Genomic DNA, 24,484 nt, shown 5'->3' with positions numbered 1-24,484 from the left:
AGATGTTGACTCGGGGACGGTTCATGTCACATAAAGGAGATTTCCGGCTCGGCTACGTCCTCTGCTTCTACCCATGTTGTAAAGTCCGCCAGCGACATAAAGCAGTAGAAATCGCAGTACCGCAGATTCTGCTTCTCCACCTTGCTCATGTCAGTAATTCGAAGCAAGGTTCCACCAGGATGGCACCCGGCCAGGGGATTTTTACATGACGGGCACGCCGTCCGTAATGCCCGCCAGGAAGCAGGCAACGTCCGCGACATCCTGACCTGCTGCGCTGCGCCACTAAGCACCACCCCGGTCTGCAGATTCGGGTCGCCCGAGAGGCCAGCATGACCTTCAACAAGCCCCGTGGCTGCCGTCGGAGTCGTCGCCGCTTGGAAGTTCCCCAAGCCAATCGCCGCGCGGGGATTCGCCCCCACCTTGGCTGCTGGCAATACCGATGTTCCTAAAGAAAAGTCAGCGATCTCACTTTTGGGCCCATCCGGTCCTTGCACCGCTCCGAACTGTCTGTGTCCCGTTCACGGGAGAACCACCACCACTTGCATGAGGAGAAAGCTTCCGATGAATAAGACTCTGCGACTTTTGGCCGTGCCCACGCTGGCGCTTGGAGCGCTGGCCCTCTCCGGTGCCCCTGCCATGGCCCACGATGGCGACCACTCGTACCAGGCCACCCTTGGCCAGCTCAATGGCAGCTCCGCGTCGGGCAGCGCTGCCGTGCACGTCACGGGCAACCAGGCCCACGTGCTCCTGAACGTCTCCGGCCTCGCCCCGACCTTCCAAGATGCCCCGTACCCGCACGTGCAGCACATCCACGTGGGCGCCAAGGGCCAGTGCCCTTCTCCGGCCGCGGACACCAACGGTGACGGGGTCGTCTCCACCACCGAAGGCGGCCCGTCCTACGGCAAGATCGGAACCACGCTCTCCACCAGCGGGGACACCAGCCCTGCTGCCGGACTGGACCTCAAGCTCGCCGGCCAGGGCGGCGCCTACACCATCGACCGCACCTTCGAGCTCAACGCCGAAACCAAGGAGGCCCTGCACAACGGCACGGCCGTCGTCGTGGTCCACGGCCTGGATCCCGCAACGCTGAGCGCTGCAGGGCAGGCCGCCAAAAGCGACCTCGTGCCCAGCCTCCCGCTGGCGGCAACCTCCCCGGCCCTCTGCGGAACGCTCACCGCTGGCCAGATGAGCATGCCGGTCGGCGGCGCTGACACCGGCGTTGCGCAAGCTCCGCAGAACAACGACGTCGGCGTGCTGGCTCTGGGCGGTGGCCTGGTGCTCGCTGCCGCTGCGGGCGGAACCTACATCGTCCGCCGCCGCAAGGCAGCCGAAGCCGCCTAGGCTTCGTTGCGCCAGGCCCTGGCGGTTGTCGTCCCTGACAGCCCAGAGCAGGGCCGGCAGGGGACACGAAATTTCCGGCTGCCGCGGACGCCTTGGGGGCGCCCGCGGCAGCCAGAATTCCCGGCCGCGGAACCGGCCAGTTCCGCCCACAACATCGGGCCATGCTGAAGGAGAGGACGCGAGGATGACCACAGCAATGAGAAACCGCAAGCACACGATGGCCGCCCTGGCCATGGCGTCGCTGCTGCTCACCGGCTGCTCCGCAGCCGCAGGAAGCACAGGGCCAGCGTCACCGTCAGCACCCCACGCGCCAGAAAGCCCCCCAGCCGCACCGCCGGAGAACCAGCCTGCAGGCGGCCGCCCGGACACTGTCCCCGCCACCCCATCCACAGCCAGTGGCCCTTCAGATGCCACCAAGATGATCTGCGGCCAGGAAACCAAGGAAGACATTTCCTCCATCCTGGCCCTCCAAGCAGCGCCCCGCACCACGAGCAACTGGGCAGATAGCACGTACACGTGCACCTACCACCTCACTGACGGACCACTGGTCATCTCCGTGAAGGAATCGGCGGACCCGGCCTCGGCCCGGACACACTTCGACGCCCTGCGGAGGAAGCTCCAAGGCGCGGCACCCATTAAAGGGCTCGCCAACCTCGGGTTTCCCGCGTACCAAACCAGCGGCGGGGCGGTGGTCTTCCTGAAGGACAACAGCACCCTGTACGTGGACGCCACACAGCTGCCCGCCGCCGTGGGGCCCGGCCAGGTGACACCCGCCGCATTCGCCTACCAGGTGTCCACCACGATCCTGGCCTGCTGGAAGGAGCACCACTAACGCCATGGCCACAGCATCCCCACACAGCCGCAGTGCCCCGTTCGCGGCAGCCGCCCTCCTGATCCTGACCGGCTTGGTCCTGAGCGGCTGCGGAACCGCAGCCCCATCAACCGCGCCTTCCCCGGGCGCCACAGCCTCCTCAACGGCCGGCGCAGCGAACCGGCCCGCTGCCCCCGCGACGACGCCACCGCCACCGAAGCCGGCTCAAAGCACACCCGCCTCAGCCGGCCGATCAGCACTTGTGCCCTCTCCTGCCCGGCCGGCCCCCGCTCCCGTGACTTTGACCATTCCAGCGATTGACGTGCAGTCGCCGCTGGTGAAGCTGGGTCTGCGGCAGAACAGGTCCCTGGAGGTGCCGCCGGACGGACCTGGTGCTCCGGCGGGCTGGTACTCAGGTTCGCCATCGCCGGGCGAGACCGGCCCGGCCGTGATGCTGGGCCACGTCAACGCTACCGACGGCGGCCCGGGGGTGTTCGCGGACCTCCGGGCCCTTAAGACCGGCGCCGGGATCACCGTGCAGCGCACCGACGGCAGCAGGGCCGTCTTCACGGTCACCAGGGCAGCGGCATACCAAAAGAACAGCTTCCCCACGCTCGAGGTCTACGGCAACACCAAGGGCCCGGAACTGCGGCTCATCACCTGCGACGGGTACAACCCCTCAACGGGCCTGTTCGACGACAACTACGTGGTCTACGCGAAACTCAAAACCAAGGCTGGCTGAACATGGCTGTGTGTCACAGGAAAGCGACAAACGGTTGTCTCGACTTGCACGTGCCCGAGTTGCCGGAATCCTCATAGTCCCCGACAGTTGCGCCGGGGCGGTCCAGCCCATGGGATAGTCTTCCGGATCGTGACCCGGTCCGGGAATACTCCTGTACTCGCAGCGGTAGGTGAACGTCATGGTGTCGGGATCAAGAGTGGTCATCGGGATCCGTTCGGTAGAGGTGGGTATGGCCAAATGGGCAGTCTATGGGCCCGGCCGCGTTCGGAGCTGACCTTCGGGCTGATCGGTCTCCATCTACCCGTCGAGGATCAACATCCCGCTCCGCCGAGCCATTGGCATGGTCGCTTCACTTCGACAGGCCGGCCGCCTGACAGAGATCTATGCGGCTTTTCCGACCAGCGGGCGCGCTGTAACCCGGACTTCTGGCTGCAAGGGGCGTGGTTCCCGCCGGGCCCGGCGTACAGGGGGGTGCATTCCCGGCCCGGCGGACTGGTCGAGGAGTCACCGTATCGGCCTGTTGTCCGATCCTTTCGCGCTCCCCTAGGGAATACCTGACGAACCCTATGAACCCAATGCCCCCACAAATCAGGCGCCCCCAAATCAGACCCTCCACACACTGGTCAATCGGCTCCAGTTTGCCGGACCCTTCAGCGATGCGAAGGCTGCCGGTCATTGACGGGCATTACCTCATGGGCATCCGCAGCCAGGCGGACATTGCCCAGCACTGGCCGGAGGGCCGGGTCGGGGAACTCGTGACCTTCCTGTCGTTGTGATTCAACCGGCGGTCTCTTTCGGAAACCCGTCGCTGGACGTAGGCTGGGCGCGATCCACTCGCCTGTATTGGGCGGGGTGGCGCTCTCTGCCCAGGAAGGCACATCAATGGAGATGGACATCAGGGGGAACTGGGACAGGCTCAGCCCCTCCACGCAGCAATGGCTCACTGAAAACCCGGGTTCCGCGATCCTGCCGCGGACGATAGCCGCCATTATCTGCAAGGAGATCGGCAAACCAGCGGACCGGGACCTGCACGGCGGCACTCTGTTGTCACAGGAGGACCGGGACTTCATCCTGGACAAAGCCCGCCACGCCACGCCGGAAGGGCCGGAGGTCCGTTTTTCCGGTCCTGCATCGACAACACCGCGGACCTAGGACTTCCGTACCGTGACCGGTGCGCGGGGCTTGGCACGTCGATCCGCTGCCGGGCCATCCATCGAGGCCCTGCTTGGTGTTACGGAACATATCCTCAATAGCGCGTACGAACTGTTCTCCCGGGGCTGTATCCGGGATGTCGGCGTCAACGCGCTTATCGAATCGTCCGGGTTTGCCGTCGACCTGCGAAAGAAAGGCTACTGGTGGACCGAGATCGATGCGGCTTTTCCGCCCAGCGGGGGCGTCGTAACGGGGGTTTTCAGGCCTGCAAGAGGGCGGGGTTTCCAGCGGGGCCAGACATGCAGCTGTTGCTTGAGGGTTCGCATGTAGGGTGTCCGTTATTCCTTACGACGGGGGCGTTTGACTCTTCCCCGGGCGAACGGACGGCCTCGGCCACGGGCATCAGCCGGTGTGACTTGTTCTTTAGTAGATGACGGTGCCGGTGGTCGCCACGGTGGAGCCGGAAACGGGGTTGCGGCCGCTGACCTCGAGCTGGATTCCTGTCCGCCGCAGCGGTGTTTCCAAGGCCGTGGAGAGGTCCGGAATGACCCTGGCGTTAATGCTGTGGAGGATGTCCTGGATGTCGGCGCGGTTGTTGACCGTGACTTTCATCGTGAGATCCGGTTCCCTGGCGCTGCCGCGCAGCAGCGCCGAGGAACCCACAACACCGGGCAGGGTATTGATCTGGTTTTCCACGGCGGAGCCCAGTACCGAGGCTTCACATAGTGTGGTTCCGGAGGCGGGGTCCTGATGCAGCCGGTACCTGTCGGCGGGATTCCTTCGTGGAATCTGTGCCAGGATCCACAACAACCCCAGGGCGCCCAGGAGAATCCCGGCCACCAGGACAATGGCCGTAACAGAGGCCGGCTCGAAGACTGTGTGCAGGTCCCCTGTCACGACGGGATTCTCTGCAGCGACCGTTGCAGGGCTCATGGCGTGCAGCGTTCCGCTGGCGGCCAGCAGTATCAGGACGCCGCCGGCCAGGGCGAGAATGCCAAGGATGACCAGCCAGGTGCGGTTCAACGCTCCGGCGTGTTGTCGCATGGGGTGCCTACTTTCCGGAATGCGGGAGGATGGTTGCCGCGGGTCATTCCTTGGACCGGACGGACGCGGTGACCTTTGGGACCGGGTTGAGCCCGGCGCCGGTAAGGCGTTCCCTGACCACGGCAATGACACGCCCGCGCAGCTCCCCTGTTTCGTGCAGGGCCGTTGTCACGTTCAGGTGGACCTCGCGTGCGGAGGCCGTGGCCGATGCTGAACGGACGCCGTCGACGAGTTCACAGTGCGCCGCCGCGTACCGCGCAACGGCCCGCCGCGTCATGACAATCTCCTGCGCGCCCGCCACCGGGACCAGGCGCCCGTCCCCGGGCGCCTGCAGCCGCAGGGCGTTAAAGCGGCCTGGAACCAGTGCTGCCACTAACAGGACGACCCCCACGACCGCCGCCGCAGCCCCCACGGCCCAGACTCCCGGATCGTTCCACGTCAAACCGGTCAGCCAGTCCCGGGGGCCGGCCAGATACACCGGCCAGGATCCCGTGAGCAGCCGGGCGACTGCCGCCCATACCAGCGCCACGCCGGCGGCCAGAAGCAGCGTTCCCAGGATCAGGGCAGGAACAGCCCGGCTGGGACGGTGCCGCAGGGGCGTAGCCTTCCCATCGTGCCGGCTCATAACAGCCTCCGGCGGCCCGTGGTTTCATCGGCAGGTTTCAGCCAGGACACGGTGATGTCGATCTGGCGTACCTCCACCCCGGTCAGGGCGGTGACGCGTTCGCTGATCCGGCGGCGCAACTGTTCGGTGACCTGGCGCAGCGGTACCGGGTAGAGCAGCCCTATTTCCATGCTGAGGGCGGCGATATTACCGGCCAGCTCCACCGTGACTTCGGGCCGGGCGGAAAAGTCCGAATGTGCTCCGATACCCAGAAACCCTCCGGAGGACCCGCCGGCAAAGGACTCTTCGCTGGCGACCTGACTGGCGATCTTCTCCACCACCTTCCGGTCAAGGACAGTGCGCCCCCGCGAATTCAGGTCCCGGGAACCGGCATGTGCTGCAGTGGCATTCATCGGCTGGATGCTTTGCCGAACAGGGCCTGCAGATCCAGTTTCCCTTCCGCAATACGGCCCACCAGCAGCCCGATCAGGCCAAAGAGGACCGCTATCACCAGGGCTGTAAAACCTCCGAAGGCCAAAACGATTCCTAATACCAGACCGATGGCCAGACACCATCGTGTAGTGGACATGCGGCACTCCTTCCAGAATCGGTTACCCGCCCGAAAACCAGGCCGGGCGGGTGGTGGTTACTCCAGGGGCTTCTTGGTGTCTTCTTGGGGCCGCTCATCCTCGGGCAGATGAACATCGGTGACGTGGACATTCACTTCCAGTACCTCCAGACCGGTTGCGCGCTCCACCGACTGGATGACATTGCGCCGGATACCTTGGCTCACCTCGACAATGGACGTTCCGTACTCCACGACGATGCTTAAGTCGATGGCGGTCTGGCGTTCGCCCTTCTCCACGCTCACCCCGCCGCTCACATTCGTCTGGGAACCGGGAATGCGCTCGGTCATCGCGCCGAACGCGCGCCGGGCAGCGCTGCCCATCGCATACACGCCGGGAACCTCACGCGTGGCCATGCCGGCCAGCTTCTGGACCACAGTTTCCTCAATCGTGGTATCCCCCCGGTCCGTGTGCAGCAGGTCAGTGCTGCGGCGAGTCTCAACGGCGGCGTTCCGTATCTGCTCCTCCTGCGTTGCCGCCATGCCTCCGTACTGTCCTGGAAGCTGCGGGGCTTCTGTCACGGGAACCATCTCCTAAATCAACCGATGCGATTTTGCCTACATGGTTAAAGACGCACGTCACCACTAAACGTCACGCGGAAAGGCAAACTGTTTTGTCCCTGCTTCCCCCGGACTGGGCATTCCCATGGCCGGCTCCGTCTGAAAATATTGTTCTTAAATCCCGGAACCAGGATGGCGCGGTTCCGGGGCCAAAGGGGATAGCGGTGACGATGGACGAGCGCGAACCCGTTGTCCTGACCCGGCCCGAGGATCTTGACGAGGCGACCGTCGTCGCCCGGGCCCAGGACGGCAACCTGGACGCCTTCGAATACCTCGTCGAGGCGTATCAGGGCAGACTATTCCGTCTCGCTTTCCGAATGCTCCATGACCGCGGCGAGGCCGAAGACGTCGTGCAGGACACCCTCGTGGCCTGCTGGAGAAAGCTGCCGCTGCTGACAAGCGTGCAGGCTTTCAGCGGATGGCTCTACCAAATGGCCACCAACCGCTGCCTGGACAGGCTGCGTCGACGGTCCAGCCGGGCGGAGCTCGTCCAGGAACCGGTGACTCTGCAAACAACCGCCGATTCCTTCGCCGGACCGCGAGCCGGAGGCGATCCCGCCCGCGAAGCGGAAATCTCCTGCGAGATCGACGGCCTGGCCACAGCGCTGTTGACCCTCCCGCCCGGGCAGCGCGCCTGCTGGCTCCTGCGGGAAATCCACGAACGCAGCTACGCTGAAATAGCCGCAACGCTAAAGGTCAGTGAACAAACGGTCAGAGGCCGCCTCGCCAGAGCACGCGCACAACTCGCGGAAAAGATGAGTCAATGGCAATAGACGAAACCATCCCCCTCCTGGGCTGTGGCCGCAGCATCGACGAGGTCTGGGCAACCATCAACCAGCCCCCCACCGCCCACGAAAGCGGCTGCGTCCAGTGCCGGACGGCACGGGCCAGCCTGGCAAAGCTCGCGCAGGCCGCCCGCACGCTCCGGGACAATGATGCAGAAGACGCCTCCCTGCAGCCCCATCACGCCGTCAAGGACGCCATCATGAACGTGGCCCGCGCCGAAGTCCGAAGGGGCAGCCGGCTGCCCGTCTACCGGGCCGACCAGGGGAACATCACGATCAGCGAGCAAGCCATCACTTCAGTCATCTGGTTCGGCGCCGATGCCCTTCCGGGAGTACGGGCCCGTCGCTGCCGAGTCCATCCTGACCCGGATACCGCGGACGCCCCCCGCCCCGCTGGGACCGCCGGCATCTCGGTGCACCTTCGAATCGCCGTGGCCTCCGGCACCGACATCCCCGGAACCGCCGAGCTGCTGCGTCAGCGGATCATCGGCATGATCACCACGCACGTCGGACTCAACGCCGGAGCCGTCAACATCACCGTGGAGGATTTCTACGATGTCTGAGCGTCCCCTCGAAGCCCGGCTGATCAGCCGCCACCTCATTGCCGACCTTGCTGCCCGCACCGCCCTCGATACACCAGGTGTCCTCCGGCTCGAACCGACCCTGAAAAACTTTCTCACCCACCTGGGAAAAGGAACAGTCCAAAATCTCCGCAGGACAGACACCGGCACCACCCCCGCCCGGCACGATGGCGTCTTCGTCACCGTCCACAACGGCATCGCCGACGTCCAGCTCGACATCGCCACCGACATCGCCTTCCCAGCCCTGAACGTCGCCCAGGCCGTGCGGGAGCAGATCACCCGGACCATCAGCTACACCGGCCTCATCCCCGGGCGCATCGACATCTCGGTCTTGGCCATAGAGCACCCAGCCACTGCCCGAGCGGCCCGTCCCCCCACGCCCCTCTGACCCGAACACCAACATGACAGCCACCCCGCCAACATCGTTACGAATCCGTTTGACGATTCCGAACCACGGCACCGCACCCGGACTCCCGGGCGCTACCCCCTCGGCATTGGAACCGGCATGAACTCTGAACCCGACAACCAGGAAAACCCGCCCGAAGGAAACACGAACGGAACCGGCCGGCACCAAGGCAAGACATTCTGGGCAACGGCCATCCTCCTCCCACCGGCGCTGCTGCTATGCGGCGTCTGGATGCTGCTGATTGCCAACTACCTTCCCGCCACCGTGTTCTTCTTCGCCGCCATGGCCGCTCTGGCCTACTTCGCGGCCAGACGCCGGCCCGGCCGCCCGCCGCCAAGACCCTGACGGAACATGGGGCCATCCGGAGGAACGGCCAGTCGGACTCAACACACCCACCTGGCCATTCTTGACCAGCACACGATACGGCGCCAGACCACGACAACCTGGACGAGCTAGGGGTCGAAGGGCTTGGCCCAGGTGGAGCCGAGCTGTTTCCAGGGCGGCCGGTGGTGTAAATCAGCCTGTAGCGCTGGCAGATCTCGTGGACCTTCCGTGCTGGCGCTCTACGGCTGGGTCCCCGCAACAGGGACAAGCAAGGCCACAACGAGCTAAATGCACGTTTGGCGCAGAGGACCTCGGTACAAATTGCCCGTAGTGGAGCCGAGTTAAGCCCCCGTCCGTACCGTCTCCACGGGATGCGTAATACTGGCGCCGGAACGCCGGTGTCGCTGGACGGACGGCTGGTCGACTATTAAAGTCCTTTGTTACTGAAACCGGCATGGGCACACGCAGTGCCCGGGGAGGAGGAGCACATCACCGCAGACCAATACCACGCACTATCTGTCCCATTCGTTGAAAGCCCCTTCCGAGGGGCTTTCCCGTTTGTAGGTACCCGCAGCCCCACTTCTCGATGAAGGGACCGGCGGTCACTTATCCTCACGTCGTGTCAGTGCGTGGACGGCAGGGCTGGCGACTCCATCGAGTGGCTGGATGTGGGCCGGAGGGTTCTCTCCGCGGCGCTGACCGACCAGACGGCCGAGACCCTGGACATCGTCGGCTATGCCAACACCGTCGTCATTCGGGCCTGCCCCGGCAGACACATGAGCTGTCTGCTCCTGCCGGCTGTCTTGAAACGCTTGGGATACGAGACGTCTCACCGACCGAGCAGTCACCTCGACTGCAGCGGTTCAATTTTCCTGGAATCATAAGCGTTCGCCCGCGACCAGCCGATTCTCGTAACTATGTATCAAAACCTTCTGCCGTATCGAAACCTTCTGCTTGAATCGGCGTATTCATCGGTAGTTGTGAGACACGTTACAGCGCCAGGACGAAGCTAATCGGCTTGACCACGCGTCTCGATGCGGCACAGTTCACCGCCGTCAGGTAGTCACTTAGCAGGCTGGCCATGAACGGATATGAAAAGCGCATCCATCCAGCAGCGGACCAAAGACTGGACGTCGCGCAAAGAGAGTGCAGACGTCATGCAGTAGACGCCAAACGTAGCCATGAACAGGTAAAGTCCCCAAAACACAGGGTGCAGGATGAAAGGTGGTGTGACTTTCATGGGCCAAATGTACGGCGATGCCGGCTCCAAGTCGGGCACGTAACCGGTGTCAGAGCAGTGTCGGGAGTCCGGCGGAACCGATTCTCGAACAGCTGGGCACAAGTCATGTCGCACTCCCCCAGACCCACCATGAACAGGCAGAACAGCAACCACGAACCGATAAGGAGAAGCCTGGTGAACACCCAACAACCAAGAAAAGAAATCCCACCAGAATTTTTCTCAGGTCATGTTGCCCCAGCCAGTCACGCCCATGAACAAGTAACCAGCACCAAGACCGCCGACCAGGCAACGAAGGAGGCACCGGGCCACAGCACCGGCCACCAATGAAAAGGCCCCCGAAGGGGCCCTTCACAGCACAAATTGTCCACAGTCAGAGGCTAAAAAGCCCCTAATCAGGGGAAACACGTGCCCGAGGTGGGACTCGAACCAGCCTCTTCCCCCGCAAATCCGCCACTCTTTCGAAAACATCCCCAGTCCGGCCCAGTCCGAGGCCGGTACAACCGAATCCGAAGCCCAGGATGTGGACACTGTCCACACCCTCTTTTGTGAGCACTTTGAGCCCCAACCCATCCGAGCTTGACGATCCTTTTGCGGCGCTGGGAATCCCTCTCCACCACCAGCTGCCGCGCAGGCCAACTGAGACGAGACGACGTTCCCAGGCTCAGCCGGAATCCGACTCACGAAATGGGCCGAGCAGTGATGTACTGAGCAAGCCGAGGACTCGGATTCATTGAACGTCATAGCGTTGCGACCTCCCTCCGACCATCTCATGGGCGCAGACAGGAGAAGAGAGCATGACCAAGACTCCGCTCTATTTAGCACGGAACAGCCCCGCGCCTTCCAGCACGACGGAATCTTTATTATCGGCGTCCGGCATAGCTTAAAACTAGGCGGGTAAAGCGGCTGTCTTTCTGGATGAGATGCGGTTTACCGAAGCCGGCGGACGCCGGCGCAGTGGGTGGCGATCCGTCACGGTCACAGCAAGGCAAGGGAAAGGCGCGCACCGCGAATGGTGCGCGCCTTTCCTACCTCTCTTGTTTTCCAACTGTTCGCCAACGGTGATATCCGGAAATTCCAGACGGCGAGGCCGTTTCTCCCGCCATCCAATTGTCCAGACATCCCCTGCGGTGACAACGGCCCTCCAAAAGCACGTCCAGTAACTCGGTATCAAGCCGATATCCCGCAGGGCTCCTTTACTGTGTTAACCCGCCGGAAGCACCATGTCATAGGTGTAGTCCTTGTCGGCCTGCCAGTAATAGCTAATGCATGTCTGAGGGTCACCGGGTTGGTAGTTGCCTGCCGGCACACCCTCTACACCTACCTTGTAGGCACCAACGCGATGGTTGGGAGCCCCATGGGGGTCACTCGACGGATCGAAGATGATCGAACCATCGGGGCCGAAGGAGTAGCTGTCCCCCGTAAGCCCAATCTTGGCAATGGCCTCATCATAGTCACCGTTTTGGAGTGCTCCTTGGGTATAAGCGGCCTCTGTCCAGTTGCCTGCGAAGCAGTCTGCGAGCAGTTCGTTCCATGCACCACGCGGGGGTTTGACTCCCGCTGAAGGCTGATTCTTTGTGTACCAGTCCTCCAGACTGGACTCAACGTGATGCCCGAACTCGTGAGCAATTGTCTCCGCGAAAGCGAAGTCGCCTGGCCACTGTGACTGGCCGTTGCCGTATACGTCACCGTTCACAATTCCGATCATCGATGTGAGGGGCAGCCAGATAACTCCTGTGCGGCCGTCTGCCATCTTGTCGGTAGCGCAGAAGAAAGCACTGCCCTCGTCGGTAACCGGCTTGTGCGTCCCGCCTCCGGCGTCGGTGCATGTTGTTGTTCCTTGGGCGCCCTTTGGAACGATGATGAAGGCCACGTCTTGTTGTGGGATTCCTCGCTGCTGGAACCAGCTGTTCCAGGTGTCGATGAGGTTCTGACCGATGTAATTGGCGTAATCGGTGTAGGCCTTTACAACTGCCGGGTCCTCGGTCGAGCTGTCCGTTGGGAGTCCGCTCTCCGCGAGACCCTGGCCACTTCCCTGGAGTCCCTCGCTAGCTCCACGCGTTTGTAGAGCTGCCGGGGCCGACGTCGTAGCCTGCTGCGAGCCCTGCTGCGTTCCCGGCGCACACGCCGTCATCATAAGTACTATGCCGAGGGCTGCAGCGGTATAGCGGTAGTTCTTAATTGAAAGCATGGTGTATCCCTTTATTTTGGGTTTCAGGTGCCGCTTTTGAGGCGGTTCCCTTCGTCGTGAAGGGACGTCCTGAATTGTTGGTGCATGCTTAGAGAACTGAGTCCATTGAAAAGTTCCCCTGAAATAATTTGGATTTGAGGGAACTTTTTGCGCGAAGCAACCACTTCATAAAGACATGTCGTCCCTCTTGCGCCCTAGCACGCACCTCTTTCTCGTCCCTGAAAGCCTTGTGTTTCATTGTCGAAGCCAAGATGAGTGTCTGCTTCCGAAGTTCGCTAACTAGTTCTGGCAGGTGAATAGCACTCGTCTTCCTGATGTCCTTGATGGCACTGGCAACGAAGTCGTCAGCAGGCATTCTCTTCTTCTGGTCGGTGTAATGCACCTGATACCAGCCGTTGATAGGAGGCACATCTTCCCTTGGATCCGTGTCCTCATCGTCAGGGTCGAGGACATAACCATCAGCAGACAACTCAACGCCAGCATCGATGCCAATGGCGAAGCCGTCACTATTGGCATAGTTCCTCCACAACGTAAGACTGTCATCGTCAGCCGACGCCGAGATCTAGTAAATCTCCTTGATAACAGTGTTGATGTAGCGGTCATCGAGAACCTCAGACAGCATCACTTGGGACTGCCCCCGGTTTGGTTGACTCCTGACTTGTGAGGATTCTGTCCTTGCAGGAAGGATGTTCCTGTGCCCAAGCCCTACCCCGCCGAGTTCCGCCGCGATGTCGTTGCGGTCGCTCGGAAGCATGAAGCCCCGCTGGCGCAGATCGCCAAGGACTTCGGGATTTCCGAAGCAACCCTGCATAACTGGCTGAATAAAGCCGACATCGAGGACGGCGTCAGTTCCGGCGTCACCGAGAAGGAAGCTGCCGAGTTGCGGGAGGCAAAGAAGCGGATCCGTCTTCTTGAGCAGGAGAACGAGATCCTGCGCCGGGCCGCGGCGTTCTTCGCCAGGGGAGCTGCCCCCAAAATGAGCTTCCCGCTGGTCCTTAACCTTGCCGCAGCCGGAATCCCCGTGGCGGTGACCTGCCGGGTGCTTGGCTTCTCCAAGCAGGCGTTCTACAAATGGAAGGCCAACCCCGTCTCCGACCGGGACAGGGCTGATGCGCACCTGATCAACGCAGCCCTGGGCGCATCCACCGCGACGACCCAGCCTTCGGGTACCGGTTTATCGCCGATGAACTGCCGTCCCAAGGCATCAGGGCCGGGGAGAACCGGTGCAGCGGCTGTGCAGCAGCCAGCGTATCTGGTCCGTTTTTGCCAAGAAGCGGGGCCTGAACCGTAAAGCAGGTCCGCCGGTCCATGATGATCTGGTCGGCCGGGACTTCACCGCCGCGGCGCCGAATGAGCTGTGGCTCACTGACATCACCGAGCACCGAACCGACGAGGGCAAGCTGTACCTGTACGCGATCAAGGACGTCTATTCGAACAGGATCGTTGGCTATTCCATTGATTCCCGAATGAAGGCGGCGCTGGCCGTCGCTGCACTTCGCAACGCGGCCGCCCTCAGGCCGCCGGAAGGAACTGTGGTGCATTCGGACCGCGGATCCCAGTTCCGCTCCACCGCGTTTGTCAGGACGCTCAAGAGCCACGGGCTGACCGGCTCGATGGGCCGCGTCGGAGCGTGCGGTGACAACGCCGCCATGGAATCGTTGTATGCTCTGCTCCAGAAGAACGTGCTGGACCGGCAACGGTGGACCTCACGGCAGGAATTGCGTCTGGCCATCGTGACCTGGATCGAGAAAACCTACCACCGCCGGCGCCGCCAACGCAGCCTCGGTCGTCTCACGCCCATAGAGTTCGAGACAATCGAACCCGGCCTTCAAGCCGCCTAAAAACTATCAACCCCGAGAGTCAACAAAACCCGGGGCAGTCCCCTTCCTCGATTACCCGCACCCTCTGTTGCGTGAGATCGCCTTCCTGCCGTAGTGCTTCCATTGCTCGCTTGAAAGCATCTCGGATGATGCCAATGCCGTGTTTGACTTCTGAAGCATCGTTAAGGTGCTGGGGTGAGGACGCCCAGAAAAGGTGATTATTCAGCACCTGCATCAGCACCCAGCCACTCGTGTAATGCCACACCCTCCGGTTGGATGAATATTTGAGATCCTCCGCAGGCTGAACTGGCGGAGCTGTTCCGGGTGTCTCGGACGACGGTCTACCGCGAGCTCCAAGGACGATCGCCGGCGCCAACCACTAAGAACGTCACCTAGCGCTGTGACTTCTGTAAACGACACTAAAGCTGCAGCCATTCACAACCAGGCAGCGTCATCGGAAGCATCTCGAGTGCATCACGATTCCCATTTCCGATCCTTCGGGGACCTGTGCCGTTGGAGATGCGTCCTGGACACTTTCCACATCGCAGGCGCCCCCGCAATATACGGATCGACTGAGAGGGACTAAAGATATCGGTCGTATTTGAGGCCTCGTAGCGGTCGCCTAGAATTCGCAGGTGTCCCCAAAGTTGATCCGCACCCGCAGGCTCCTACTAAAAGCTGTCTGGCATGTGGCTACAGTGACTTGCCCACTGATTGCTGGCGCATTGTTGGGCCAGTTCTTTGCCTTATCAGCAGATGCCAAGAAGTCCAGTCCTCAGTCCACGCCCGAGGATCAGGCTACCGTCGTATTGACACAGCTATGGGAGGGCTACTGGGGTTGGATTATCGCTGTCGGAGTCCTTCTGGTGGCTATCGTCGTGCTTGCATTCAATCGCAAGCATCTTCGGGAACAGCCTGGCGTGCAGACGAAACTGCTGCTCGATGCTCTCGCTGTTGCTGCGCGACGGATTGCGGACACCGAACACAAGACAGAGCGTGACAAGAAATCTGATCTCGGGGCCCTGTGCACCCACTTAGTTGGCGCTCTGGTCCGCGCCTATCCGGCCGTGGAGGATGTGCGCGCCATTGCCTATCTCTTCAATAGGGAACATACAAAGTTGATCCCGGCATACGACGCTGGCACACGACGGCCGTCTGGCCCTTTCCTCATCACTGACCAACGAGGAAAGGCCGCAATCGACTTCGCGCACAAAAGTGAAAAGGCTTGGCTTCAGGAGGACACCAGGAAAGGAGCTGAGGGATGGAGAGGAAGCGGAGACGGTTACCGCTGCTTCATTGCCGCCCCAATCCTCAGTGCTGGTGACCGCTACGGGATGCTTACGATCGATGCCAAGGCGCCATATGCCCTAACCCCCGAAGACGAACTCGTTGTTCAACTGGCTGCCAGCCTAATCGGAATTGCTAAGGCTTCGATAAAGGGGCGGGTCAAATTGTCCGACCCAATGAATACACTGGAAGAACCCAGCGGAGGTGGCAAGAATGGAGACAGTAGCGAAGCGCAGGATAGCCAAGCAGAAGTTGGCCCGCAGGCGCGCTTCTAAGGCGCCGGTGAAGCTTGTGCCCTACTCCCTTCCGGAGCCAGTGATCTTGCCGGACTGGAATGACGAGGGGATCTTCCGCAAGTACCGCGACGCTGCCGAACGCAGAGAACGAGAGTCTAGGCGAAGCCGTGTAAGGAATTTCCTTTATCACCTTATGAACCTGTGATGAGCAAGCTGCATGTTTCTGGTACTGATCTCGGAAGGGCCGGCACATGCCGGCCCTTCCTGTTCCCCTGGGTAAGAACTCTGTGGTTCGTCCGTCACATCCCCTACAGACGCTGATCTCAACCACCGGCAGTACTACGTCTCCTTTGACGAGTTCACCAACGCCTCCTGAGCATGTCAGTCTGATCGGAGCCCATTAGGACGGCCCGAACGATACCCGCCTGCTCGCTGCTGGCCATGGGAAGTCGGCATAGACCGTCTGGAAGGTGGCGCAGGACCGCGCAACTCTCCGTCCGAGCGAGGTGAGCCGACTCTCCTTTGCTGCTCGTCGGACTTCTCGGGTCCGTCCGTCTGATGCGGGCGTATTCAGCATCGGCTGCGAGCGGTATTCTCTGTCCAGGGGTCACCTGTCCTTCCACCTCTTCCGTTCGGAGAGCAAATTGAAGACACGCAGCATGCACCACTCACTGGCAGCAGCCGCTCTGGCAGGCGTCGTGCTCACCGGCACGGCCTGTACCGCGCAACCGGATGGTCCGCAGCGGTCCGTCACACCGCCAGTGGCTACCCCGACGTCCACAGCTGGACCGACACCGGCAACAACCACGTCCTCATCTGCTCCCAACGCGGAGACCCTGCAAGGGCACAGTTTCACTTTCCCTGACGGGCACATCTCGTTCAGGTACCCGGCCGGCTGGGCGGTCAAGACCGAACAGGGCCCATACCTGACCGAGGAGGATAAGGCCGGTTCCGTGATTGCTGTCGTGACGGACAGCTCCGGGTCAGAAGTTGCCCGCGTCCTCAGCGGCATGTACGGCGATGCCGCTGCCGGCCCAGCCAAGCGGACCGTCCTGGATCACGCGCCCGTGCCCGGCATCACCGATAAGGCCGGGAAGCCCACGGAGTTCGGTTTCGGCTATGACATCATCGCTGGCCGCCCGTTCTATTTCATGGACGTCAGGATCGCCGACGAGTTCCTGCCGTCCCAGGACAATTCCGGAACAAACCAGGTGCGCCTGCCCAACGGGGTCCTGTCTGCCTTCGTGGTCTTCCAGGACGAGAAGAAGCCCGCCTTCGCAACCCCCGAGGCAGCCAAAGCCTGGACGGCAACGGAGAAGTTCCGTCAACTCAAGGCCCTCTTGCTCAGCCTGGAATACAAATAGGCACCACTTCCCCTAGCGGTTCGCACAGTCATTATGTGAAGCGTTTCTGCAGAATTGGGCAACGGGCAAACCAGCCACCACCACGCCCAGAGGGAACCATCAGTCTTGATGGCGAACGAAGTGCCCGTAACCGGTGCTTATGCTTATGGGGGCGACGTCGCTAGACCGCGCCCCTGATCGGGGGCCGGCCGATTGGTCTCGTGTGGCCTCATCCTTCCCCATCGCAACCGAAACCACCAGGCGGAGATGGCAGCACAGGTAGCCGCCTGGCATGCTGACCAAATTGCGCCCGGGAAGGTGAGGGAAGCGGGATACCGCCGTTCGTTTTCGCCGGGCGCTGCAGTTGGGGGACCTGCATCGTGCAATGAATCGACCGGGTATACGTGAAAGCCGACGCCCGCCCTGACGTAGGCAAGCCTTCGACCTATTGCGCCCGTGGAGCGACCGGCTTACTGGCCACGGAAGATTCTCGTAGGTCATGGATCGACGCCGGCCGCCCGTCGCAGAGCCTTCTGGATTCCGGGACCTTGTCCAAGGCGCACTGAGGTATTTCCCATCTACGGTGGACCTAGATGAAGTCCGTACCCTTGAATGCGTCATGGTTGGAAGCGACACCTCTTGGGCAGGTCTCGCCATCCTCTCCAAGAAAGGCTTCGGATTCTTTGAGTACGACGAGTGCCTTGTCGAAGACACCTCTACAGGCAGCCCAGTAATTTTCAAGCTTAAGGATCTGTCCGGATGCACAGTGGTAAAGCCAGAGAGCTTTTCACTCGAATTGTTTGGCCAAGTGACGCTGATAAGCGCACCTCAGACCAATCTAATAATTAAACTTGAACTCAAGAACCAGACCTTTGTGCGACTTGGTGTTCCTATCGACGCCTACACGCCAGAAGAAAAGCCCCACTTAGAAAGACTCATCCACAGCTTCCTGAAGCGCATCGAAGGAAAACTGGTTAAGCGGGCATCTGTCTAAGGCTCTCCAATCTTGGCAGGACGGATCGAAGGGTCTGCGTGGCTTGTCATCACAACCTCTGAGGTTTTCCTGAGCGACAGTTCGCTGCAGACGACTTCTGAAAATGACATGCGGCATCCCTGACGGCGTCTGGAATGTCCTCCGGAAGCTATGCCAAAACTAGAAGCGCGCTATGCGGCTGCAGTTGCAGCTTCTGGGACGTCGTTCCGGCTCAGGGCCCGGGTCAGTGATGAGACGCTGACGCTGAGTATCTGGGCTGTCTCCTTCAGGGTTTTTCCTTGGCTGCGCAGTTGCCGGGCGGCCTCTGTCTTGGAGGGAGTCATCGTTCGAGGGCGTCCGCCGAGTCGGCCGCGTGCTTTGGCCGCTGCCAGGCCGGCCTTGGTCCGTTCGGACAACCGCGACCGTTCGTACTCCGCAAGGGATGCGAACATGTCAAAGATCAACTTGCCGTGTGCGCTGGTGGTATCCAACCACGGTTCTGCCAGGGAACGGAAACCTATCCCCCGCTGTCCCAGTACCGTCACAATGTCAGCCAGGTCCGCGGTGCTGCGGCCCAGCCTGGTGAGATCTGCAACCGTCAGAACATTGCCGGGCTGCAGGTAGTCCAGGCATTCTTTCCAGCGGGTTCTGGTCTGAGTAGCGCCAGACGCGTACTCCTGAAATACGCGGACGGCTCCAGCAGCTACGAGTGCATCCACCTGGGAGTCTAAGGACTGCCCTCTGGTGCTTACCCTCGCATAACCAATCACGTTGCCAGCCACGTCAAAAAGCCTCCAGTTCAGGTTTTGACCAGCTTTCATTTCGAAAAACAGTTTTGACCACGATAAGAGTGCTTTTTGAAGATTTTTCGGAGGCGTGCCGGGAGCAGCTCAGAAACGGTCGTTATTGACTAGCCCCTAATCGGCCTCCGAGCAGCCAGAGAACAAGGACGGAATCGGCCTCTCCCCCATTGCCCCCCGGGAGTGCATCCAGAAACGGTCGTTTCTAACCTGCATCCAGCCAACGAGCGACTAAGAAGTCCAACCGGCGTACTGCGAAGCCAAGTATGCCGCTGACATTCCCTAAGCGGAGCTCTCTGTCTCGCAACTAATGGTGAGCAGCGATATTGAAGAACGTAGTTACGACACATAGATGTAAGAAGCCCTTGGGCCCTGAGATCCGCCTCCATAGGTGCGGAGCGCGCTCAGCGGGTGAGACGTCTCGTATCCCAAGGGTTGTGAGACATCATTCAGTTCTAGTCGAGGTGCCTTAGCGCTACTACGGTCTTGGTAGCGCTGGCGCCTCAGAATGAACGGACCGTTATCGCTACCCCACCCGTCGGGCGGATTCGGCCAGTTGAGCGGAAGAGGTTCGTCTGGCTTGCGTGGCTTAGGCGTTCGGAATCTGCTGGTTATGTGCGGGATATACGCGCGAGCGAAAACATCTACGTCGTCCGGAGCTGCCCAGAGTATGTCGTGCTGCCGCAGGAAATCGTCGATCTGGTCAAAGTTCAGCGGGTTCTCTGTGTACTCGAGTGACTCGTCGTGATGCTTTGCAGTTCCGCTAAAGTCCGCGAAGTACCCTCCGAAGTTGTCGCCTTCAGTCCGTACAGGAAGCAGCAGAAACCGGCGTTTTGGCACGATTCGCCATGTGCCGACGTGAACGAAACAGTCCTCGTATGGGCCGCCAACCACAAGTCCAACAAACGTCATCTGACCTGCCTCATAGGCAGCTCGGCTGGGTCTGTACTCGCGGGCCAGTTCGCTCAATGACAAGACAATCTCGGCCTAAGAAGCACTTATCTGTGGGGCTTTCAAAGATACAGTTCAACCAAGGAGATCGTGGCGTTTGGCGCTCCTTCGCTGGACAGTCCACCGGACCAGTCTTACGGGACACCGCTTCCGAAAAGCAGCAGACCCGCATGCCAGGGAACTTTCATCCCGGCTCAGGACCGGCTTGCGGGACGATATACGGGCCGCCCTCTTTCGGGACGTTTTTTGACGCCCCGGGTTTCGGCTCTCGGCTTTAGATGTCTGAACTAGGATTCAACTCATGCCTGCCGCCAACCCCAAAGAACTCCGCCAACACATGGCAGAGATATTCGACTGGAAAACTAGTCCCGAAACCGGCAGCAAATTCTTCAATCTGTACACCTGGTGGCGGGACCCGGAAGTTGTAGCCGGCGTAGGGGATCTGCTCGCTGAATCCTTCCGCACGGCCAGTCCCACCGTTGTCATCGGCCCCTCCGCCAGCGGATACCTCACAGGTATCCTCGCCGCGGCGAGCTTGGGCGTCGGCTTTTGCCCAATCCGTAAGGACGCTGCCCAATCCTTCGACAGCGATCCTTGGGTCACGGTCACTAGCCCGCCCGATTACAAAGACCGCCACCTCGAGCTGGGGCTGCCGAAGGGCCTCATCCGCTCCGGGGACCGGGTACTCGCCGTAGACGATCTGATCGACAGTGGTGGTCAGCTCATGGCGCTGCAACGACTCATTGCTGAAATTGGAGCGGCATGGGTCGGGGCATCGGTCCTGATCGACAATCTCAAGGAGAGCCAGCCGAGGCGTCAGCTGAACCTCAAGTCTGTTTTTCATATCCGAGACCTTTAGGGCGAATCCAATACTTTGCCGTCCTCTTGGATAGCGCGACACCAAACGTCCTACTTGAACATCATCGGCAGTTGGCTGATCGTGGTCCGCTCCTCGACTGAAAGTTCCTGATACCACTCCGGCTCATCGATAGGCACAAGGGAAATCTTGCCTTCTAACTCACGCGTGAGGAACCGTAGAGCAGCAAATAGAGGCTTCCAAGCTCCGCGTTCAACAACGTATTCCTCATAGGCCGCTTCCCGAACTGGCCAACGGTGGCGCTTGTCTGCTTTCGGAAGTGTTTCTGTCGGAGCCCAAATCGGGGCCGAGGATGCTATGTGCAAAACCCCGCTGCGAGGCTTGAAGAATGACCGATTGTCCTCAGCAGTCCCTATGATGACTGGTGCATCGCCCTGTCCCGAACATGGCGCAGCCCTGGCAGGACCCGTCCTTCTTGGTCCTGATCTCGACGAGACTCATAGCCCGGTTCTTCACCTCTCAACTGCTCGTCGAGGGCACATGCCCAGTGCAGCGCTTCGGTTGCGGCAACGGCGCAGGAAGGCAGATGCTTGCGACGGGCTGAGTCAAGCGTGCGCCAGGCTGCCCCAGCCAAACCTCGGTGTGCCAGCGACATGGCCTCCGGGCGGTCAGCAATCCCCATACCGACACTTTCTCACGCCCACCCGTCTCAGTCGGTCAATCGTGTACCTGGCGGCCGGGAAGCATATTCGCGCTGGATGGTTGTGAGGTCGTTGGCGAGTGCCGTGATTCGTGGCGTGGGTGGTTCTGGCGCTTCCTTGCTGTCGCCGAACCATTTCTGGCAGACAGCGGCGACTAGCTCTGGAGTGACGGGTTCGCCTTTGGCGATGAGGCGCGTGAAGTCTTCGATTTCGGGGTCGTATTCGTCGGGCGGCGCATCGTCCAAGACTCCGAGAAGGTCATGAGCGTTGACGCACGCGGTTACCTCACGGCGCAGGCGTCGGTACTCCTGAGTTCTGGCATCCATGCGGTCATTCTAAGAGGAATCACACCCGGTAGAGGTTCCTGAAGGGGCGAAAGGGTAGGTGTGGGTACCCCCTCTCGGGATGTTATGCGGACGGGCGGCTTACCGACGTTACTAACGCTCCGGGTTCGGCTATTGGCTTAGATGTCTGAACTAGGATTCAACTCATGCTTGCCGCTAAGCCCAGAGCCAAGTTCGACGTCCATGTCCGGCATCAGAGATTCATTCCATGGTGAGGCCTGACATTCCATATGGCCTTTCAGGCCATCGCGTCTCAGTCGGCATATGCAAAGCAGGTCCTCAGGCCGGGTGCTATGTTGCCTGCTTAAGGTAGGTCACTCCGAACGTGCCGGACTGGTACATGGTCGAATTCGGTGACGGCCGGGGAATTACTGACCCGGACGCAGAAATGGACTTCGACGATGTGGCCGAGCTAGACGACTACCTCAATAATCTAGACGTCTCCTGGTTTGCGGATCAGGAAGCGCAGGATGCATTACGGAAAGCATTTCCGGCGCATCCGGTCTATCCCAGATTTGTAGAACAAATCATCGCATGGATATCGGACTGGCGGTGGAGGCGTAAGGGGTTATGAGTGCCGTTCGCCCTTCGTCTCACGATCAGCTTGCAGGATGCTCAAATGGGAGATCTGCAGAATTAGTGAAGAGGACGTCCTTGCGGACCGCCCAACGGCCGATGGCTGCCGCTACGCCAACGGTGGCCCACGGGATTAGCATTACGGGCTGCCAGCCAAAACCCAAGACACTGCCCAACAGCCAGAACGCAAGAGTTGGTACAACGGAAAAGGCTCCGATGTGGACCCATTGATTCCGGACCGGGCGCAAAAGGTAGGCCAACACCCAGCCCAGTGGCGCCGCGAACACCAAGGCAACTCCGAAGCCATAAAAAGTCGCCATACCCAATAAGCCCCACACGTGGCCGGCGTCATTCCCATTCCGGACGGCGGGCACGCCAAAGTATGCCGCTACCACCAACAGCAGTACACCTACCCAGAGCGAAGTTGCGATCAGCCAGGCCTTGATGAACCCGTAGGCATCCAGAACCACCCTGTTTGATCGAACTGCCTGCGGCTGCGCCGCGTCCCCCAACGCCATGGGCCCAGCCTACCGATAGGCCGTCATTCGCGTCCCTTGGGGTCCCGTCTGAGGGGCGGCCGACTCCTTCAGCTAACCCATTCGGTGTCTCGAAACCTCTGCGCCTCGAAACCCTATGGTTGTGGGGACTGTCCGATTTTCGGTGGATCCATGGTTGGCATTTAGTTGATTCTTCCGTCGAAGCTGATGGCGAAGGCGTTCAGGGCCGGCTTCCATCGTGTGGCGCATCGTGCCCTGCCTTTGCCGGTGGGGTCCAGTGCCCGGGTGGCGAGGTAGAGGCATTTCAGGGCCGCCTGCTCGGTGGGGAAATGCCCCCGGGCCCTGACCGCGCGCCGGTAGCGGGCGTTGAGGGATTCGATGGCATTGGTGCTGCAGATGACCCGCCGGATTTCGACGTCGTAGTCCAGGAACGGCACGAACTCGCTCCAGGCGTTCTCCCACAGCCGGGTGATCGCCGGGTACTGCCGGCCCCATTTGGTCGAGAACTCCACGAATCGCTCCTTCGCCGCGGCCTCGGAGGGTGCCGTGTAGACCGGACGGAGGTCACGGGACATCTCGTCCCAGTACTGCCGGGCCGCGTAGCGGAAGGTGTTCCGGATCAGGTGCACGATGCAGGTCTGGACCACCGCCAGGGCCCAGACCGTGGTGATCGCCTCGGGCAGGCCCTTGAGCCCGTCGCAGACCGTGATGCAGACGTCCTCGACGCCGCGGTTCTTGATCTCGGTCAGCACCGAGAGCCAGAACTTTGCCCCTTCGCCGCCGTCCCCGGCCCACAGCCCCAGGATGTCCCGTTCCCCGTTGACGCTGACACCGATAGCCACGTAAACGGGCCGGTTCGTGACCTGCCCGTCGCGGACCTTGACGTGGATCGCGTCGATGAACACCACCGGGTAGACCCGGTCCAGCGGCCGGTTCTGCCACTCAGTCATCTCCCCAATGACCTTCTCCGTGATCCGCGAGATGGTGTCCTTGGAGACCCTGGCGCCGAACACTTCCGCGAAATGGGCCGCGATCTCACCGGTCGTGAGCCCTTTCGCGCTCAGTGACAACACGATCTCGTCAACACCGGTCAGCCGGCGCTGCCGCTTCTTGACGATCTGCGGATCAAACGTCGAGCCGGTGTCCCGCGGCACGTCGATCTCCACGGGCCCGATCTCCGTCAGCGCGGTCTTCGTGCGTGTGCCGTTGCGGGAGTTCCCGCTCCCGCGCCCGGACACATCGTGCTTTTCGTATCCGAGGTGTTCGTCCATTTCGGCTTCCAAAGCGGTCTCCAGGACGTTTTTGGTGAGCCGGTTCAACAGCCCGTCCGGGCCGACGAGGTCGATGCCCTGCTCCCTCGCCTGGGCCAGGAGCTGCTGCGCTAACTCTTGCTGATCCACATCAGTCGCCATGGGATCCATGGTGTCGCTCATGATCAGTCCTCCCCGCCAGGCAACGCCCGGCGTGTCAGGCCAACCATGAATCCACCGTTATTCCGACAGTCCCGGTTGTGAGACTGCCGTAGTGCTCCAGTTCGGGGACTTACCGGGCAAAGGGGAGGAGCTTAGGACTTGCGATGGCAATCTGTCGGCCAGTTGCCGGAAGATGCCCGCTCAGCCGGCAGACCGGACGGTGACATGGCAGTGGCGACTGAACCAAGCCAGACCACTTAAGTACGCCGCGACCCAAGGTTTCGTCCAGTTCTACGGGCGCCTTGTCCATCAGAACCTTGCGG

General features: G+C 61.2%; 26 protein-coding genes and 1 pseudogene. 15 read left to right on the top strand and 12 right to left on the bottom strand.

What is annotated here, in order from left to right; genetic code table 11:
- Window positions 1-26: 26 nt before the first annotated feature.
- Window positions 27-434 carry a hypothetical protein gene (locus QFZ23_RS10475; protein WP_306922728.1) on the bottom strand — a complete coding sequence of 136 codons (408 nt, stop codon included), beginning with the start codon at window positions 432-434 and terminating at the stop codon, window positions 27-29.
- A gap of 127 nt (window positions 435-561) precedes the next feature.
- On the opposite strand from QFZ23_RS10475, the gene QFZ23_RS10470 reads away from it, so the two are divergent.
- The 4 genes from QFZ23_RS10470 to QFZ23_RS10455 all read left to right on the top strand — a co-directional run bounded on the left by QFZ23_RS10470 (window position 562) and on the right by QFZ23_RS10455 (window position 4,046).
- Window positions 562-1,341 carry a hypothetical protein gene (locus tag QFZ23_RS10470; protein ID WP_306922727.1) on the top strand — a complete coding sequence of 260 codons (780 nt, stop codon included), beginning with the start codon at window positions 562-564 and terminating at the stop codon, window positions 1,339-1,341.
- 184 nt (window positions 1,342-1,525) lie between these two features.
- A complete protein-coding gene (locus QFZ23_RS10465; RefSeq protein ID WP_306922726.1) occupies window positions 1,526-2,173 on the top strand; it encodes a hypothetical protein in 648 nt (215 codons plus the stop codon).
- Window positions 2,174-2,177: 4 nt separating this feature from the next.
- Window positions 2,178-2,894 carry a class F sortase gene (locus QFZ23_RS10460; protein ID WP_306922725.1) on the top strand — a complete coding sequence of 239 codons (717 nt, stop codon included), beginning with the start codon at window positions 2,178-2,180 and terminating at the stop codon, window positions 2,892-2,894.
- A gap of 882 nt (window positions 2,895-3,776) precedes the next feature.
- The gene (locus tag QFZ23_RS10455; RefSeq protein ID WP_306922724.1) at window positions 3,777-4,046 is read left to right on the top strand and encodes a hypothetical protein; all 270 of its coding nucleotides are present in this window, start codon (window positions 3,777-3,779) and stop codon (window positions 4,044-4,046) included.
- Between the two features lie 423 nt (window positions 4,047-4,469).
- On the opposite strand, the gene QFZ23_RS10450 is transcribed toward QFZ23_RS10455, so the two are convergent.
- Genes QFZ23_RS10450 through QFZ23_RS10430 form a run of 5 tightly spaced genes read right to left on the bottom strand, consistent with a single transcriptional unit; the run spans window position 4,470 to window position 6,841 of the window.
- A complete protein-coding gene (locus tag QFZ23_RS10450; protein WP_306922723.1) occupies window positions 4,470-5,090 on the bottom strand; it encodes a hypothetical protein in 621 nt (206 codons plus the stop codon).
- Window positions 5,091-5,133: 43 nt separating this feature from the next.
- On the bottom strand, window positions 5,134-5,715 hold the full coding sequence (locus QFZ23_RS10445; protein WP_306922722.1) for a DUF6286 domain-containing protein: 582 nt from the start codon (window positions 5,713-5,715) through the stop codon (window positions 5,134-5,136).
- The gene (locus QFZ23_RS10440) at window positions 5,712-6,107 is read right to left on the bottom strand and encodes an Asp23/Gls24 family envelope stress response protein (protein ID WP_306922721.1); all 396 of its coding nucleotides are present in this window, start codon (window positions 6,105-6,107) and stop codon (window positions 5,712-5,714) included. The genes QFZ23_RS10445 and QFZ23_RS10440 overlap by 4 nt, the downstream gene beginning before the upstream one ends.
- Window positions 6,104-6,283 carry a hypothetical protein gene (locus QFZ23_RS10435; protein WP_214852148.1) on the bottom strand — a complete coding sequence of 60 codons (180 nt, stop codon included), beginning with the start codon at window positions 6,281-6,283 and terminating at the stop codon, window positions 6,104-6,106. The genes QFZ23_RS10440 and QFZ23_RS10435 overlap by 4 nt, the downstream gene beginning before the upstream one ends.
- Before the next feature lie 57 nt (window positions 6,284-6,340).
- Complete coding sequence (locus QFZ23_RS10430) at window positions 6,341-6,841, bottom strand: Asp23/Gls24 family envelope stress response protein (protein WP_306922720.1); 501 nt, start codon at window positions 6,839-6,841, stop codon at window positions 6,341-6,343.
- A 209-nt stretch (window positions 6,842-7,050) separates the two neighbouring features.
- On the opposite strand from QFZ23_RS10430, the gene QFZ23_RS10425 reads away from it, so the two are divergent.
- The 5 genes from QFZ23_RS10425 (at window position 7,051) to QFZ23_RS10405 (ending at window position 10,543) form a co-directional block, all read left to right on the top strand.
- Window positions 7,051-7,653, top strand: a complete 603-nt coding sequence (locus QFZ23_RS10425; protein WP_306926791.1) for an RNA polymerase sigma factor — start codon at window positions 7,051-7,053, stop codon at window positions 7,651-7,653.
- Complete coding sequence (locus QFZ23_RS10420) at window positions 7,644-8,228, top strand: hypothetical protein (RefSeq protein ID WP_306922719.1); 585 nt, start codon at window positions 7,644-7,646, stop codon at window positions 8,226-8,228. The genes QFZ23_RS10425 and QFZ23_RS10420 overlap by 10 nt, the downstream gene beginning before the upstream one ends.
- Window positions 8,221-8,634, top strand: coding sequence for an Asp23/Gls24 family envelope stress response protein (locus QFZ23_RS10415; protein WP_306922717.1), 414 nt, complete (start codon window positions 8,221-8,223; stop codon window positions 8,632-8,634). The genes QFZ23_RS10420 and QFZ23_RS10415 overlap by 8 nt, the downstream gene beginning before the upstream one ends.
- A 117-nt stretch (window positions 8,635-8,751) precedes the next feature.
- On the top strand, window positions 8,752-8,997 hold the full coding sequence (locus QFZ23_RS10410; RefSeq protein ID WP_306922715.1) for a hypothetical protein: 246 nt from the start codon (window positions 8,752-8,754) through the stop codon (window positions 8,995-8,997).
- Window positions 8,998-10,390: 1,393 nt separating this feature from the next.
- On the top strand, window positions 10,391-10,543 hold the full coding sequence (locus tag QFZ23_RS10405) for a hypothetical protein (protein WP_306922713.1): 153 nt from the start codon (window positions 10,391-10,393) through the stop codon (window positions 10,541-10,543).
- Between the two features lie 874 nt (window positions 10,544-11,417).
- On the opposite strand, the gene QFZ23_RS10400 is transcribed toward QFZ23_RS10405, so the two are convergent.
- The gene (locus QFZ23_RS10400) at window positions 11,418-12,404 is read right to left on the bottom strand and encodes a neutral zinc metallopeptidase (protein ID WP_306922712.1); all 987 of its coding nucleotides are present in this window, start codon (window positions 12,402-12,404) and stop codon (window positions 11,418-11,420) included.
- 88 nt (window positions 12,405-12,492) lie between these two features.
- A complete protein-coding gene (locus QFZ23_RS10395) occupies window positions 12,493-12,933 on the bottom strand; it encodes a DUF2971 domain-containing protein (RefSeq protein WP_306922710.1) in 441 nt (146 codons plus the stop codon).
- A 165-nt stretch (window positions 12,934-13,098) separates the two neighbouring features.
- On the opposite strand from QFZ23_RS10395, the pseudogene QFZ23_RS10390 reads away from it, so the two are divergent.
- From QFZ23_RS10390 to QFZ23_RS10375, 4 genes and pseudogenes are all read left to right on the top strand, one after another.
- Window positions 13,099-14,245: pseudogene (locus QFZ23_RS10390) on the top strand (IS3 family transposase).
- A gap of 614 nt (window positions 14,246-14,859) precedes the next feature.
- Window positions 14,860-15,786 carry a GAF domain-containing protein gene (locus tag QFZ23_RS10385; protein WP_306922708.1) on the top strand — a complete coding sequence of 309 codons (927 nt, stop codon included), beginning with the start codon at window positions 14,860-14,862 and terminating at the stop codon, window positions 15,784-15,786.
- Between the two features lie 620 nt (window positions 15,787-16,406).
- Window positions 16,407-17,111 carry a hypothetical protein gene (locus QFZ23_RS10380; protein ID WP_306922707.1) on the top strand — a complete coding sequence of 235 codons (705 nt, stop codon included), beginning with the start codon at window positions 16,407-16,409 and terminating at the stop codon, window positions 17,109-17,111.
- Window positions 17,112-17,709: 598 nt separating this feature from the next.
- Entirely contained in the window at window positions 17,710-18,084 is a 375-nt protein-coding gene (locus QFZ23_RS10375; RefSeq protein WP_306922705.1) for a hypothetical protein, read from the top strand.
- Between the two features lie 170 nt (window positions 18,085-18,254).
- Here the strand turns inward: QFZ23_RS10375 and QFZ23_RS10370 are convergent, their stop codons facing one another.
- Window positions 18,255-18,884: a recombinase family protein gene (locus QFZ23_RS10370; RefSeq protein ID WP_373427868.1), complete on the bottom strand. Its 630-nt coding sequence runs from the start codon at window positions 18,882-18,884 to the stop codon at window positions 18,255-18,257.
- 1,231 nt (window positions 18,885-20,115) lie between these two features.
- Here QFZ23_RS10370 and QFZ23_RS10365 point away from each other — a divergent pair.
- A complete protein-coding gene (locus QFZ23_RS10365; RefSeq protein ID WP_306922700.1) occupies window positions 20,116-20,673 on the top strand; it encodes a phosphoribosyltransferase family protein in 558 nt (185 codons plus the stop codon).
- 667 nt (window positions 20,674-21,340) lie between these two features.
- Here QFZ23_RS10365 and QFZ23_RS10360 read toward each other — a convergent pair.
- The gene (locus QFZ23_RS10360; RefSeq protein ID WP_306922698.1) at window positions 21,341-21,658 is read right to left on the bottom strand and encodes a hypothetical protein; all 318 of its coding nucleotides are present in this window, start codon (window positions 21,656-21,658) and stop codon (window positions 21,341-21,343) included.
- 343 nt (window positions 21,659-22,001) lie between these two features.
- Here QFZ23_RS10360 and QFZ23_RS10355 point away from each other — a divergent pair, with 343 nt between their 5' ends.
- Window positions 22,002-22,250 carry a hypothetical protein gene (locus QFZ23_RS10355; RefSeq protein ID WP_306922697.1) on the top strand — a complete coding sequence of 83 codons (249 nt, stop codon included), beginning with the start codon at window positions 22,002-22,004 and terminating at the stop codon, window positions 22,248-22,250.
- Window positions 22,251-22,275: 25 nt separating this feature from the next.
- Here the strand turns inward: QFZ23_RS10355 and QFZ23_RS10350 are convergent, their stop codons facing one another.
- Together QFZ23_RS10350 and QFZ23_RS10345 are read right to left on the bottom strand one after the other, a co-directional pair.
- Window positions 22,276-22,770: a hypothetical protein gene (locus tag QFZ23_RS10350; RefSeq protein ID WP_306922695.1), complete on the bottom strand. Its 495-nt coding sequence runs from the start codon at window positions 22,768-22,770 to the stop codon at window positions 22,276-22,278.
- Between the two features lie 161 nt (window positions 22,771-22,931).
- The gene (locus tag QFZ23_RS10345) at window positions 22,932-24,170 is read right to left on the bottom strand and encodes an IS256 family transposase (protein ID WP_373427930.1); all 1,239 of its coding nucleotides are present in this window, start codon (window positions 24,168-24,170) and stop codon (window positions 22,932-22,934) included.
- Window positions 24,171-24,484 lie beyond the last annotated feature (314 nt).

Origin of the sequence: Arthrobacter globiformis, assembly GCF_030818015.1 — a bacterium.
In the GTDB taxonomy this organism is placed as follows: domain Bacteria; phylum Actinomycetota; class Actinomycetes; order Actinomycetales; family Micrococcaceae; genus Arthrobacter; species Arthrobacter globiformis_C.
The sequence above is the reverse complement of the archived record's forward strand: the minus strand, read 5'-3'. Positions and strand labels throughout refer to the sequence as shown.